Genomic DNA, 14124 nt, shown 5'->3' on the forward strand with positions numbered 1-14124 from the left:
TATATAGTCACTCAGTTACAATTGAGACTCTAAATTTGTTTGCGTCATCTAGCGAACTAGAATCTGCTGTTAGAACTCAATCTGTACGAGTGCCCACACAGATGATTGCTTCATATTTTTAAAGAACGTTTCGAAACATTTCGTTGTTTCGAGGGGTGTGCATTCTAAGCATTCCCGATTTTTTGTCAACACTTAATTTTGAATTTCTTTAGAAGTTTTCTTCCAAGCTCTCAAAGCTAAGTTTTACTCGACTACCAACTAGTTGACTTATTACTTTTCAGCGTTGCTCCCCGTGTCGGTGGAAGCGCATTATAGGGATATCCGATTTTAGTGCAACCCCTTTTTTCATTAAAACTTATAAAAACGGTTTGTTCGAACAGAAAACACACAAAACCACTTAAAAACCACATTAATGCAACATTTTCTTCATAAAACTGTCACCAGTTTTCGCGAAAGGATCATAAGTATTGATCAAATTTGGGAGGATGCAAGATACAGTTGAAGAAATTTTCACCTGTATCTTGGTATTCAACGATCTATTCTTTTAGTAAAGAAGACTATATAGCTTTCGTCGATATGCTGAAGCAACACTATCGCCATCAGGAAGCGAAGCAATAATATCTAAAAATCCCTTTTTGGCTTCACCGTAGTTCATATCTTTCTTAAGCACCATAAGTAGGCTAGCTAATGCGTCCTCTTTTTTACCCACATCTAACTGAGCTTGAGCTAACTGACAACGTAAGTCTAATGAATCAGGCTCAGCTTCCACCGCTAGCTCTAGACGCTTTACCTCTGGCGAATCTTGTGCAGCCGCGGCTTGCGCCAATTTAGCGACTAAATTGTGATAATACGGGTCTCGCTGTTCTTCATTTACAGAATCTAACAACGCTTGAGCTTCATCAAATTTTTGAATTTGCATACAGATATCCGCAAACACCAACTTAACCCGAGTGTTACTACTGTCAATGTCGTATGCCTTCTTCGCATAACTAAAGGCATTATTTAGCTCGCCGCTTGCAAGGAATTGCTTCGCTTGATCAAGTAAAATAACTTCAGGTGATGGTAAATGCTCAGACAAAGCTTCTTTAATTTCTTCTTCTGTTTTTGCCCCTGCCAGCATATCTACTGGCGCACCACCTTTTAAAATCACAATCGTTGGCAAAGCTTGTAAACCAATTTGCTGAGCGAGTTGAGATGCCAGAGCTTGTTGGACATCACAGTCGATAACACCTATGGTTATGTGCTCACTATAAGCAGCCGCGATCCCCTCCAATATTTGGTCTTGCTGAACACATTCAGGGTTTTGATTGCTATAAAAGGTTAGTAATAACACTTTCTCTGGATTTGGGTCGGTTATTACTTGCTGAATGTTTTCAGGGGTTAGTTGGATTTTATTGCTCATATTCTATTTTCTGTCTGAGTAATTAATATGGTTGATATAGTGACACTATCTGAATTTACAACCAAGCCAAGAAAACAATTATGCAGAGCTTGGCTTTCTCTTTCGAGTAAATTTCCCCTTTCTTGCCCCGCGTTTTTTAAATGCAGGTACAGGGACGCCTTTCAGTGCATTCGTATTGATAGACTGAGCGCTGTCAATAAATCCACCTAACTCATCACAAAGCGGTTGCATAAATTGATTATACGACGTTTCCTTATTGGCGATCTTTCCAAGCAATGACTCCCAGAGCGCAGTTCTGTCTGGTAATGAAAGTGACTCAGGTAGGGTTTGAATAAATGCTTTTCCCAGCGCCGTAGAATATATCGTCTTACCTTCTCGCCTAAGAAACTGCCGTCTAAACAAAAGCTCAATAATTCCGGCCCGCGTCGCCTCAGTGCCAAGCCCGTCAGTGTCTTTCAATACCTTTTTGATAGATTGATCGGAAACAAACCGTGCAATACCTGTCATTGCACCTAATAAGGTCGCTTCAGTGTAATGCTTTGGCGGCTGAGTTTGTTTTTCTTTAACTTCACCTTTCTCGCATAAAAGTTGCTCTCCTACCTGTAACTCCGGCAATAGGCTTTCTTTTTCTACCTCATGACCTTTAAACAGTATCTTGAACCCTTGCTCTGTGATTTGCTTCGCTTGTGCTTTGAATTGACCACCACTAATCTCCAACTCCACTTTAGTTTCGTTGTAGCGGTAGGGGTGAAAGAATTGCGCAAGGTATTGTACAGAGATGAGTTGATAGACCTGTAACTCTCTATGCCCAAGCTGAGCACTGCGGAGCTTTTTAGTGGTTGGAATGATAGCGTGATGCGCTTCTACCTTTTTATCATTCCAACACGCTCCTTTTAGGTTCATATCAGCTAACTTAATATACTTACTTTCTATTCCCTGATTGTGCTCGGCAGCCGCAATGACTTGCTCTCTTTCAACAAAATGTTCTTGTGGTAGATAACGGTTATCTGATCTAGGGTAAGTGATCAGTTTATGTTTCTCATAAAGTGCCTGACAAATATCCAACACTTGCTGAGCCGATAAACCGTAGCGCTTATTTGCGTCAATCTGCAAAGAAGAAAGGTTATAAGGTAACGGCGGATTTATCTTTTTTGGTTTCGTTTCAACTTTATTTATTGTTGCTTGCTTTTGACTGATCCTATCCGCAACATTTTCAGCTAAGGCTTTAACCAGAACACGCCCATCTTCGTCCATATAAGGCTTACATGCTTCACTTGGTACCCACTTAGCTTCAAAGACTCCCCAATTTGGTTTATTGATATGTGCAATCACCTCATAAAATGGTTTCGATACAAAGTTCTCTATTTCTAAATCTCTCCTAACAACCAAACCAAGTACCGGTGTTTGCACTCTGCCAACCGACAAAACGGCATTCACTCCCGCTTTTTGCCCAGCCAACGTAAACGCTCTGGTTAAATTCATACCAAATAACCAATCCGCTCTAGCTCTTGCAAGTGCAGATACACTTAAAGGAACAAACTCTTGATTAGAACGTGTCGAAGCCAATGCCTTTTTCACAGCTTGTGGATTCAAATCACTGATCAACAAGCGTCGGATCGTTGCTCTTTTCCGGTCTGGCAAATTTACGAATTGAAATACTTCATCCACGAGCAATTGCCCTTCTCTATCTGGATCTCCAGCATGGTAGATTTCATCGGCTTTTGTGAGTAACTTTTTTAAAGTGCTAAGCTGCTTTTTTGTTTTTGGCTTTGCTTTGAACTGCCATTGAGTAGGCACGATTGGTAGATCATGAAACTGCCATTTTTTGTATTTGGCATCGTAGTCTTCAGGTTCTGCTTGTTCCAACAAGTGGCCTATACACCAAGAAACCACATCACCATTCGCGACTTCTATATAACCATCTTGTTTTTTATGTGGTTTTGGTAAGACATCGGCGATTGCTCGACCTAAAGAGGGTTTTTCTGCGATATAGAGTTTCATGATTGGCTTAACTGTATATAAATACAGTTATCATAGTGAATTTTGATGAAAAACGCCATAGCTGCAAAGAGACTGTCTCCAGTCTCTTTGCAAACCAACAAACTTACGTTCTTAATAAATTAAGTTGCTTGTGTTTTTGTTCGACTATCAGCGTCATTGAACTGGCCGCTTGCTCTACTTCATCTGCAAACTTCGAAAGCTCAGCAGCGGCGTCTGAAATGCCCGTCGTATTCGTATTAATTTCTTCGGTAACCATGCTTTGCTCTTCCGCAGCCGTTGCAATTTGTGTTACTTCATTAGAAATGCTTGTCAGCTCAGCAACTAGGGTACTCATTAACCTAGCCGATTCTTGGCAATAACTCACTGCATCTTCACCTAACTGCACAGAGCTCTCAATGATCCGACCTGAGTTCGCGACCTCGCTCTGTAAGTTATCAATTAGTTTACTAATGTCGTCCGTTGAGGCCTGTGTTTTTGACGCCAAAGCTCGAACTTCGTCTGCAACAACCGCAAAACCTCGACCTTGTTCCCCCGCCCGTGCAGCTTCAATTGCCGCGTTTAAGGCCAGTAAATTAGTTTGCTCTGCAATGGCTCTGATCACTTCTAGTATTTTGGAAATATCATCACTGCGCTCAGATACCTTCACGACCGCTTGTTTTGCATCAATGACTTGATCCGCCATTGATTGCACCGTTTCAGTTGTTTTAATGATGCTTTGTTCGCTTTGCTGAACTTGATCAGCGGCCTGATTCGTACTTGCAGCCGCTTTTTCAGACGCCCGAGCCACCTCTGAAGCGGTCGCACTGAGTTCGTTAATTGCAGTAACTACGCTGTCTATCTCTAGATGCTGATTAGCGACTTTGTTTTTGATGTTAATCGCAGCTTCTGTTGTTCGATGCGACTGCTCATAGGAAGATTCAGCAAGACCTTTGAGGTCATCAATCATTTTTCGTAGTTTATCAGTAAAGCGGTTAAAGCCATGTGCCAAGGCAATCAACTCAGCATGATGGCTCACTTCTAGCTCATGCGTTAAATCGCCTTCGCTAGAAGCTAAGTTCTCGACTCGTTCCTGAATATGCGTAAGCGGACCGATAATTGTGTTCACTAATACCACCGCAATGGCAATGCCAATAACAGCAATAACAATACCTATAATAAGCATCCAGCGACCAACGGAGTTTGTCGACTCCTCCAGCTGACTTTGCAGCGTTGTAGCAGAACTAAGTGCAATTGCCTTAGGTAGTTCTATTACCAGAGACCAAGTGGTGTTTGGTAACGCTATGTTGATAGGTACTGCTACGACTAAATCTTCATCAAGCTCTTTAATCCCAGAACCTGTGTGCAGCGATTTTAACACCTCAGCCCTATCTGACTTTGTCGACTCTGCAAGTGGGCGTGCTAAATTCTTATAGTGACTAGAACCCACAACAAGACCCAACTCACTTAACAAGGTTACCTTAGCGGCTCCTGAGTAAAGCGAGTTTGAGAGCTCGTCGACCATGGTTTGGAAAATAGGTAAGTTTACATCCACGCCCACTAAGCCTCTAAATTGACGATTGACCACGACTGGTGTGGTCAATGAGGTCATCAGCATTTTGTTGCCCGGAGAAATTTCATATAAATAGGGTTCCATGATGCAAGGCGCTATTTTATCTTTTGCGCACAGATACCACTCGGCTTCTCGTAGGCCAAATTCATTGATTGCATCGGCATATTTTTCTTCTGCCGACTCAACTTTTTGTTGCATCGGACCATCAGCTTCTTGAGTGAAGTAGAGCTCTAAGGTACCAGCGCCCGGCACAGAGTGACTCGAACCACCTTGATTACTGGCATCATTGCCATCGTAACCATTCGGTTCAAACTGTGCATACATAGAAGACACAAAGCGATTTTGCTTTAGCGCACCATTGACAATTTCTTGCACTTGTTCACGGCTCAGAGGATCCTGCTCGGCGGTATGCGATAGCACACCCGCCAAAGTGTAAGGAACACGATAGGCTTCATTGATAAAGCCAGCCACACGTTGCCCATATTGATTGCCTTTAGCGATAAGACCTTGGGATATTTCATCATAAATCGCTTGTTGGACCCCTTCACTTTGCTTGGTATTTTCTGCTGCAAGGTGAAACCACATTGTTGTCACTAATATAACAACCAAACTCGTTACTAATGCTGTTACAAAGAATAAGAGTTTGTTTTTAATCGAAGCTTGTTTCATAACATTCCCAGTTTTTAGACTTAGTATGCAAACAAATTGCACTGCACGTTCATCATCAACTTGATAAAACGAGTGACCCCTATTTTTATCGGCGACTATGAAGTCTTTTTTAACTGTAGCAAAAAATTTAATAACGTACTGAAATTTATGATACTTAAGCGAAGTATTTTGAGGAATAAATTATAAAGTGGTGGATAAAAAAATAGCGCCGAAGCACTATTTTTTTATCTTGTCTTTGCCAGTCGTCTTTTCATTACTTGGCAAACGGTGATGTATTGCTGACTTAATCAGCATATATCCAGAGATGGGGGCGGTGAGCAACAAAAATATTGAAATCAAGATTTCTTTTACACTCACGCCATCAGTCGTGGTACTGAAATACACCATTGCCGAGGTCAATAAGCACGCCATTCCAAGCGTTGTAGCTTTTGTAGGACCATGGAGACGCATAAAAAAGTCAGGCATTTTCACAAGACCAATAGAGCCTATCAATACAAATGCACCACCTAACAGTAATAAAATAGAAATTATCCATTCTGACATATCGCTCTCCTATTCTATGATGTCGCCGCGTAGCAAATACTTACATACTGCAACCGTACTTACAAAACCAAGCATTGCTATTAGTAATGCGGCTTCAAAGTACAATGCCGTCCCCATACTCATTCCATATAGAATAATAAGCGCAATGGTATTTATGTACATGGTATCGAGCGCTAAAATTCTATCTGGAATTGAAGGTCCAACAACCAAACGCCAAAGATTTAGCAAAAGTGATACACCTATCATCGCAAAGACAATAAGAATTACAGTTTCTAGCATTCAAAAATCTCCTTCAATGGCGCTTCATAACGAGATTTAACCGTATCAATCAATGCTTGCTCATCCGTAAGATCTAACACATGGATCAGTAAGTATTTACGTTCTGGTTTTTCGCCACTTTTTACAGACTCTGGCCAAGGGTATACCTCAGCACTTACGGTGCCAGGAGTTAAAGATACCGTGCTGGCTAAAATAGTAATTGGCATAGCTTGATCTATATCGAGCGGCACCAACACGAAACCAGGGCGTAATTTCTTCGTTGGCCCTAAGATCTTTATCGCGACCTCAACATTGGCAGTAATGATATCGTAAAGCACCAACAGCAAATGAGTAAACGCACACCATGGCTTAATGATCAGTGGTTGCTTAGTTCTAAACCTATAGGTAATAAGCGGGATCACAATCGCTAGAATAGTCGCGAGAATAATATGCCCAGCTGAAACACTATTATTCATCAATAACCATACGGTAAACAGCAGTAGACTGCGAAATGGAGTTGGTAGCCATTTAAACCTTGCTTCTAAACGCATCTATTTCGCTCCTTTTAACACTGCATTCGTCATGCTCGAAAAGTCGTGCAAAGAGTCGGCTGCCGACAATGCGTAATCAGTCAATGGACCGGCAAAAATCACCATTAACGGTGCACAAGTTATCAAGGTAAGAATTGCGATAATTTGGGCTGGATGCGCTTTTTCTGCCGATTGCGTATCGACCTTACCCGTATGATGCCAAAACACAGTGCTACCTGCTTTTGAGACACTGACTAATACCGCTAAGCTTACTAACAAATACACCGCCCAAAACCAATATGTGTGACTAGACTCGATGGTCGACTTTAAGATCCATACTTTGCCAATAAAGCCTGATAACGGTGGCATACCAATCACAGTGATTGCCGCTATCGCAAACATGATACCAAGTAACATGGGTTGTACTACTGGGCGACCTGCGGTGATCCTGTCGGCAACTTTACCCCTTTGTTTCCCCACTAAATCAGCGAGTAAGAACAATGCAGCAGACACTAACGTCGAGTGCACTAAATAGTAAATGGCTGCAGCACTACTATTTACAGTTTGTACGGCGACTAATGCCACTAGGGTACCAACCGACACCACCACTAAATTTGCAGACAGCTTACGTAAGTCTTGACTAGCAAGCACGCCAATTCCACCCATGACGATAGTCGCCAGAGCGAGCCACCATAGCCACTCTTGTGCCATATGACTTAATTCACCAGCTTGATCGCCAAAAATCAGTGTATACACGCGCATCATGGAATACACACCCACTTTAGTCATGATTGCAAATAAAGCGGCAACAACAGGCAACGCGGTTGCATAGGTGTTTGGCAGCCATAGATGAAGCGGTAGCAAGGCGCCTTTTAGCGCAAATACAACCAATAACAATAAGCCGCCAATCTTAGCAAGATAAACATCATCTCCTTGTAAGAAAGTGATCTTATATGCCATATCCGCCATGTTCAAAGTACCAAGCACACCGTACAAGATACCTAATGCAATCAAAAATACCGACGAACCTACTAGATTTAGGATCACGTATTGCAGTGAAGCACGGGTATTGTGCTTATCACCACCATGCATTAGTAGTGCATAAGACGCTATCAACAAAATCTCAAAGAATACAAATAAGTTGAACGCGTCACCAGTTAAGAAGGCGCCGTTTACCCCCATCACCAAAAAGTGCAGTAACGGATGGAAGAAACTTCCTCGTTCGTCGTCTCCGGCACAGCTATACAGCGAACACACAAAACACAACAACGCGGTTAAGCTGACTAACAGAGTCGAAAGTTGATCAGCAACTAACACAATACCAAACGGTGCTTGCCAGTTACCAATCGCATAAACCTGAATGCCAGACTGCTGAACATGTAGTAAAAGTGAGGCACAAACTGCAAACGTAATCAGCGACATAAGTACTGAAACTTTACGCCTAATCGCTAAGTTTTTACCACACGGTGGCATCAGCAGGATCACACCTGCCAACATGGGTAATAAAATAGGTAAAGAAGTCAAATGTTGGATCATGCTTTACCCTTTTTGTCAGGAACAATGCCATTTACATGGTCATTACCCAAATCAGAACGACCGCGAATAGCTAAGATCACGACAAATGCCGTCATCGCGAACCCGATAACAATTGCCGTCAATACCAAGGCTTGCGGCAGTGGATCTGCATACTCACTGCTATAACCAAGCACTGCAGCTTTGTTTAAGGTCAATCTACCCGATGCGAACAAAAACAAGTTGACCGCATAAGACAACATAGTTAAACCAAGAACAACAGGGAATGTTCTTGCTCGTAGAATCAAAAATACGCCACAGGCTACTAGCAAGCCTACGCACGATGCATAAAGCAATTCCATTAAATATTCACCTCTTCTTTGGGCGCATTTGCCGTTACTTTACCTAGGCTCGCCAAAATCATCAGCGTTGCACCTACCACGGTGATATAAACACCAAGGTCGAATGCGATGGCACTTGCCAACTCAGTTTTACCAACCAGTGGGATATCAAAATAATCAAACCATGAGGTTAAGAATGGTTTGCCAAAGAACCAACTTCCCACACCGGTTGCTAGAGAAATAGCGATACCCGTTGCGATAATCTTGCGGTAGTTGACATCAAAGCGCTCTGCAATCCAATTCGAACCATGAGCAATGTATTGTAAAATAAAGGCTATCGCCGTGATTAGACCTGCGATAAATCCACCACCTGGTAGATTGTGACCGCGCAAGAAAATATAAACCGAAACCAGCAATGCCAAAGGCAATAAGCTTTGTGAAATACTTGCCAGCAGTAGCGGATATCTTTCTTTTGCCCAAGGTCTGCCTTCACTGTCACTGCCAGGCATAAATAGTGGTAAGTTAATCAGTAACTTATAAATCCCAAGCGCCGCAATACCCAGTACGGTAATTTCACCTAGCGTATCAAAACCACGGAAATCCACTAAGATAACGTTAACGACATTCGTCCCGCCACCGCCAACTTTGGCGTTTGCAATAAAGAACTCAGAAATACTATCCAGCGGTCTTGTGATCAAGGCGTAACTGATACTTCCAATGATCACACCAATTGCTGAAGCAATACCCATATCACGGAGTACGCGAATAGAACTAGACTCCTTCGGCGTTCTTTGCGGTAAGAAGAATAACGCAAGCATTAACAGAATAATGGTTACTACTTCTACCGTTAACTGAGTAAGCGCCAGATCCGGTGCTGAGAAGCGCGTAAAGGCAACCGACACCATGAGACCAACAACCGAAATCATCAGCAGTGCAACCATACGAGTACGATGCCAGATAACCGTGCCAATTGCTCCAATCATTAATAAACCAGCACCAATACCGTTATGTACGTCAATTGGCGTCGGCTCTAAATTACCCACTAACTGTGACATTTCAAACAATGGCCAGCCCGCACTCACCAGCACAACAATAAACATCAGCATCAGATAACGCTGTAGCGAACCATTTTCTATTGCGTTTACACGCGCGCGACTCCAAGACACTATGTTGTACATAGTGCGTTCAAACGTTTTCTTAGCGTTCATTGGCGGTAATGAAGCTTGGAATTGGAATAGATATTTGCGCTGAGTATAAATTAATAAACCACCACATACCGCAAGACCACTCATAAGCAGTGGTAAGTTAAAGCCATGCCAAATAGCAACCTCAAAGGTTGGCGCTGCCTCCCCTAATACCGCACTTGATGCTGTTTTTAACATGCCATCAACGATAAAGTTAGGGAACATGCCGACTATCAAACATAAAGCGACCAAGATTTCGATTGGAAAACGCATATAGCGTGGCGCTTCATGTGGCTCCTTAGGTAAATCAATTGGATCTCCGTTGAAGAATACGTCATGAATAAATCGCGCCGAATACGCAACAGAGAATGCACCGGCGATTGTCGCCAAAATTGGAATCAACCACGACATAGAGCCCAGAAGTTGCTGGTGTAGCGTCTCGGCAAAGAACATTTCTTTAGACAAGAAACCATTAAGTAGCGGCACCCCAGCCATCGCAGAAGCGGCAACCATCGCAAGCGTTGCGGTATAGGGCATAAAACGCCACATACCGTTAAGTTTACGCATATCACGAGTACCCGTTTCATGGTCGATAATCCCCGTCGCCATGAATAAAGAAGCCTTAAACGTTGCGTGGTTAATAATATGGAAAACCGCCGCGACAGTCGCAAGCTCAGTATCCAGACCAAGTAATAAAGTAATAAGGCCTAAATGACTGATCGTTGAAAACGCCAGCAGACCTTTTAGATCATGTTTAAATAACGCGATATAGGCGCCAACGAGCAGCGTCGCTAAGCCAGTTAGGCCAACGAGAATAAACCACAGCTCTGTACCCGCCAGCGCAGGATAAAAGCGCGCCAGTAAGAATATTCCAGCTTTCACCATAGTCGCAGAGTGTAAGTACGCACTTACAGGCGTTGGTGCAGCCATCGCGTGCGGTAACCAGAAATGGAATGGAAATTGCGCGGACTTGGTAAATGCGCCAAGTAGCACAAGGATTAACGCCACTTCATATAATGCATGGGATTGAATAAGCTCACGACTCGATAGAATCACATCCAAGTTATAACTGCCAACAATATCACCTATCAACATCAAGCCAGCAAGCAGTGCTAAGCCGCCACCGCCAGTGATAGCAAGTGCCATTTTCGCCCCTTTGCGAGCCTCTGATTTATGCCACCAATAGCTAATAAGTAAAAATGAACTAATACTGGTAAGCTCCCAGAATAACCACAGCTGTAATACGTTATTAGACATAACGATACCAAGCATGGCGGTCATAAAGAGCATTAAGTAAGCATAAAGTTTAGGCATGGAATCATTGCTGCTAAGGTAGTATCTGGCATAGAAGATAACCAGCATACCAATGCCCAAAATCATGAAAACGAACAGTAACGCAAGACCATCCAGTCTAAACGCGATGTTAATATCTAGAAGCGGGACCCATTCAAATGTGTACCGAATAGTCTCTCCTGCGAAAACGGCAGGGGCGAGATCAACAGCAAGTAAAATTGCCACTGCTGGCGCTACTAAGGTTATAGCAGTCGACTGATTACGAGAAAGCTTTCCCGTAAATGCAGAGATAAAACTGCCAATTAAGGATAGCAAGGGTATCCAAAATAAAGTCATAGATGAAACCTTTTATTTGCGTCGTTATGGCTCGTTTAGATTAATGTGACAATCCCCCTTCCAAGTTGGAGCGATCGATACACATTAACCACACGTACATGAACCCTGTTATACTTGATTAGTGTTTGAGTTGTCTAGGGTTTCACTTTCTAGCTGATGCTATTTTAGCCAACCTTAACAAACTATTCAGAATAAGTTCAAAACTATTCAGCCGAATTAACCGCTATTTTATCTTCTAAACGTATTGAATTCAGTACTGCTAACCACCTTTTACGGTAATTTTCATCTAACTTAATTGATTGATATTCGAGCAAAGAGTGACTATTCGAGGGTTTATATGAGGAAAGTTTACCTAACTCGCAGGTGCGACTCGGCACCCAATTGTTCGGTGCGTGGTCACCAACGTAAAGATTTGGTGCCTTTTGCCCTGAAGTCGCGCAAAGCCATTTTGCTTTTTTAGCTGGTACTGGGTATTCATCTTCAAAACCACTAAAGTGCATAAGCTCGTGTACCAGCGTATTGTAGGTGCTGGTGGCGGTTAAAGTCATGTGCTTGCCGCTGACATTAGCAAGTCCTTCCGTTGCCATTAACACCAGATGATCGTATTCCGACAAGCCCTGCTCGTGTCGTAAGTCACACATTGCAAATCCCCTTCGCCTCTTACAACTGAGCTTATTCGCCGCATATATCGGTTTAGATAAACAATATACGCCTTTGGCTGGCTCTGGTTGTTGCTCATAAGCATGTTTAAGCACTTGTAAACGCTGCAAACCATCTAAATCACCGGCGATTAATGCAAGATTAAACCGACAAGACGCACTTGAATGCTGACGCTCTGAGAGAGTGTGAAACTGTCTTAAGTAGGGGTTATTCAAAAATGTCGTGACAGACTTTCCTTGCCACACCGCGAGCAACGAAGTGAGTTCTGGGTTTAACGCGTAGCGCTTTGAAAGCGCATAAAGCAAGTGATATCGGCCAAGTGATACTAACTGCTCGGACACTTGCTGGCGCTGCTGACGATTTAAACGGGACCAAGTATCAAGTAAAAGCGGCTTAGTGCTATTTTTCTCTTGAGCACTCAAACTGCGCTGTAACCGTTCAAACTCCCAACTTGGTTGCTTTAGGCCTGCAATGGCTTTTACTAATTGTGCACTTGCTTGTGAGGGTAACACCTCAAGCGCCGGTGCAATGGCAAAATAGCTATTTGGATTGGCGACGACAAGTGCTGATTTTTGTGCGCTAGAGAGGTGTGCATAATTAGGGCTGCTTGAAAACAGCAGCCCTATAAGCACGAAAATAACAAGGTGTTTAGCTCGCGTCTTGTTCGTCATTCAACTGGGCAAGTAAATCAAGCTCAAGACGCGCGTATTTATGTTCTACAAACTCATATACATTAGTTGCCAGTGCGAGCTTAAAATAGCTAATCGCAGAGGCTAAATCTCCTTGGGTCTGATATCGCTTAGCCAGATAAAAATAGGCTTCACAGAGACGCTGCGCGTACTCTTCTTGGGTGCTCACGCCCTCAGAGATCTGCGCAAGAAATGCATCTTCAGATAAAGTACCCAAATATAGTGCAACTAACTGAGACGACCACTCGTCAGGGTCTAATGCTTGGCTATTTGCCGCCAATGTCTGCTTAGCAAGTGCATCGTCTACTTGCTGCTGAGCAATATACAGCCACATAGCTCGGTACGCATCTTTTGGAGCACGCGCCAAAAAGGCTTCAAAATCTTTTACAGCTAAATCGGCTCGCTCGCCGTAATACAATGCGATACCACGATTTAAATAGGCATATTCATGTTGCTCGTCAAGCTCAAGCACGGCATCAAACATTTCATATGCGCGGCCATAGTTTTGTTCTAACGTTTGATGAATACCAAGGAAATTATATACTTCGGCGAGATCCGGCTTAATTTGTACGGCACGATTGAAGTCAATGCGAGCAAGAGTTTGTAAGCCAATGCTATCGTACAACATACCGCGATTGTATAGCAGTTGCGCGCGTTGCTCATTTGCCATATCTGGCTGCAAGAGTAACTCGTTAAATCGAGCAATGGCAATCTCATTACGGAAATTGGCTTGAAGTGGTACTGCAAGCGGAACATTTACAATGTTTTTAGTGGCCTCTGGCTGCGTGCTTTTACATCCTACCAGCCCCATTAGCACTAATGGCACAACTATTTTCGCTAACTTCATTTCCTTCCTCATTCAATGGCATTTGCCCGTTTAGAGTCTTTGCACAGGTATACCAACAATCTGATTATGTAACCTGAGGTTTGGATAAGGAATGTTCCAATTCATTGTTGCTAAAGCACAACTTAGTTTTCTCCTTGTCTAGCCAGAGAGTTTTAGGGAAAACAAGGCGAATTTACGCACCAATAGCTGGCTATTGGAAGTGAATTCAACGCAGTTAGCGCTAAAACTTTCTGCTAGAAAGGCATTAATTATCCGCAGCTCAGGTTATGTACTATAACTTTGCCTAGTTCTCTATTGACCAGATAAACTC

General features: G+C 42.9%; 11 protein-coding genes. All 11 read right to left on the reverse strand.

From position 1 onward, the window contains the following. Nucleotides 1-544 precede the first annotated feature (544 nt). Entirely contained in the window at nt 545-1402 is an 858-nt protein-coding gene (locus NH462_RS10925) for a tetratricopeptide repeat protein (protein WP_253105698.1), read from the reverse strand. Nucleotides 1403-1480: 78 nt separating this feature from the next. Beyond that, complete coding sequence (locus tag NH462_RS10930) at nt 1481-3403, reverse strand: DNA topoisomerase III (protein WP_253105699.1); 1923 nt, start codon at nt 3401-3403, stop codon at nt 1481-1483. A gap of 103 nt (nt 3404-3506) precedes the next feature. Further along, entirely contained in the window at nt 3507-5621 is a 2115-nt protein-coding gene (locus tag NH462_RS10935) for a methyl-accepting chemotaxis protein (RefSeq protein WP_253105700.1), read from the reverse strand. Nucleotides 5622-5837: 216 nt separating this feature from the next. Continuing rightward, nucleotides 5838-6164 carry a Na+/H+ antiporter subunit G gene (locus NH462_RS10940; protein ID WP_010370840.1) on the reverse strand — a complete coding sequence of 109 codons (327 nt, stop codon included), beginning with the start codon at nt 6162-6164 and terminating at the stop codon, nt 5838-5840. 9 nt (nt 6165-6173) lie between these two features. Next, entirely contained in the window at nt 6174-6443 is a 270-nt protein-coding gene (locus NH462_RS10945) for a K+/H+ antiporter subunit F (RefSeq protein WP_010370838.1), read from the reverse strand. Then, complete coding sequence (locus NH462_RS10950; protein WP_253105701.1) at nt 6437-6973, reverse strand: Na+/H+ antiporter subunit E; 537 nt, start codon at nt 6971-6973, stop codon at nt 6437-6439. Before NH462_RS10950 ends, NH462_RS10945 begins: the two co-directional genes overlap by 7 nt. After that, nucleotides 6974-8488 carry a monovalent cation/H+ antiporter subunit D gene (locus NH462_RS10955; RefSeq protein ID WP_010370834.1) on the reverse strand — a complete coding sequence of 505 codons (1515 nt, stop codon included), beginning with the start codon at nt 8486-8488 and terminating at the stop codon, nt 6974-6976. After that, on the reverse strand, nt 8485-8826 hold the full coding sequence (locus NH462_RS10960) for a Na+/H+ antiporter subunit C (protein ID WP_010370832.1): 342 nt from the start codon (nt 8824-8826) through the stop codon (nt 8485-8487). Before NH462_RS10960 ends, NH462_RS10955 begins: the two co-directional genes overlap by 4 nt. Further along, nucleotides 8826-11618: a monovalent cation/H+ antiporter subunit A gene (locus tag NH462_RS10965; RefSeq protein WP_017217780.1), complete on the reverse strand. Its 2793-nt coding sequence runs from the start codon at nt 11616-11618 to the stop codon at nt 8826-8828. Before NH462_RS10965 ends, NH462_RS10960 begins: the two co-directional genes overlap by 1 nt. Nucleotides 11619-11821: 203 nt before the next feature. Beyond that, complete coding sequence (locus tag NH462_RS10970; protein ID WP_253105702.1) at nt 11822-12949, reverse strand: hypothetical protein; 1128 nt, start codon at nt 12947-12949, stop codon at nt 11822-11824. Then, nucleotides 12927-13814: a lipoprotein NlpI gene (gene nlpI, locus NH462_RS10975; RefSeq protein ID WP_253105703.1), complete on the reverse strand. Its 888-nt coding sequence runs from the start codon at nt 13812-13814 to the stop codon at nt 12927-12929. Before nlpI ends, NH462_RS10970 begins: the two co-directional genes overlap by 23 nt. Nucleotides 13815-14124 lie beyond the last annotated feature (310 nt).

Origin of the sequence: Pseudoalteromonas sp. OANN1 (assembly GCF_024124685.1) — a bacterium.
Lineage (GTDB): Bacteria > Pseudomonadota > Gammaproteobacteria > Enterobacterales > Alteromonadaceae > Pseudoalteromonas > Pseudoalteromonas piscicida.

Bases quoted from the DNA above. Each gene is read 5' to 3' on its own strand.
- NH462_RS10965 (WP_017217780.1), bottom strand. From the start codon at position 11,618: ATGACTTTATTTTGGATACCCTTGCTATCCTTAATTGGCAGTTTTATC.
- NH462_RS10970 (WP_253105702.1), bottom strand. From the start codon at position 12,949: ATGACGAACAAGACGCGAGCTAAACACCTTGTTATTTTCGTGCTTATA.
- NH462_RS10950 (WP_253105701.1), bottom strand. From the start codon at position 6,973: ATGCGTTTAGAAGCAAGGTTTAAATGGCTACCAACTCCATTTCGCAGT.
- NH462_RS10945 (WP_010370838.1), bottom strand. From the start codon at position 6,443: ATGCTAGAAACTGTAATTCTTATTGTCTTTGCGATGATAGGTGTATCA.
- nlpI (WP_253105703.1), bottom strand. From the start codon at position 13,814: ATGAAGTTAGCGAAAATAGTTGTGCCATTAGTGCTAATGGGGCTGGTA.
- NH462_RS10935 (WP_253105700.1), bottom strand. From the start codon at position 5,621: ATGAAACAAGCTTCGATTAAAAACAAACTCTTATTCTTTGTAACAGCA.
- NH462_RS10940 (WP_010370840.1), bottom strand. From the start codon at position 6,164: ATGTCAGAATGGATAATTTCTATTTTATTACTGTTAGGTGGTGCATTT.
- NH462_RS10930 (WP_253105699.1), bottom strand. From the start codon at position 3,403: ATGAAACTCTATATCGCAGAAAAACCCTCTTTAGGTCGAGCAATCGCC.
- NH462_RS10960 (WP_010370832.1), bottom strand. From the start codon at position 8,826: ATGGAATTGCTTTATGCATCGTGCGTAGGCTTGCTAGTAGCCTGTGGC.
- NH462_RS10955 (WP_010370834.1), bottom strand. From the start codon at position 8,488: ATGATCCAACATTTGACTTCTTTACCTATTTTATTACCCATGTTGGCA.
- NH462_RS10925 (WP_253105698.1), bottom strand. From the start codon at position 1,402: ATGAGCAATAAAATCCAACTAACCCCTGAAAACATTCAGCAAGTAATA.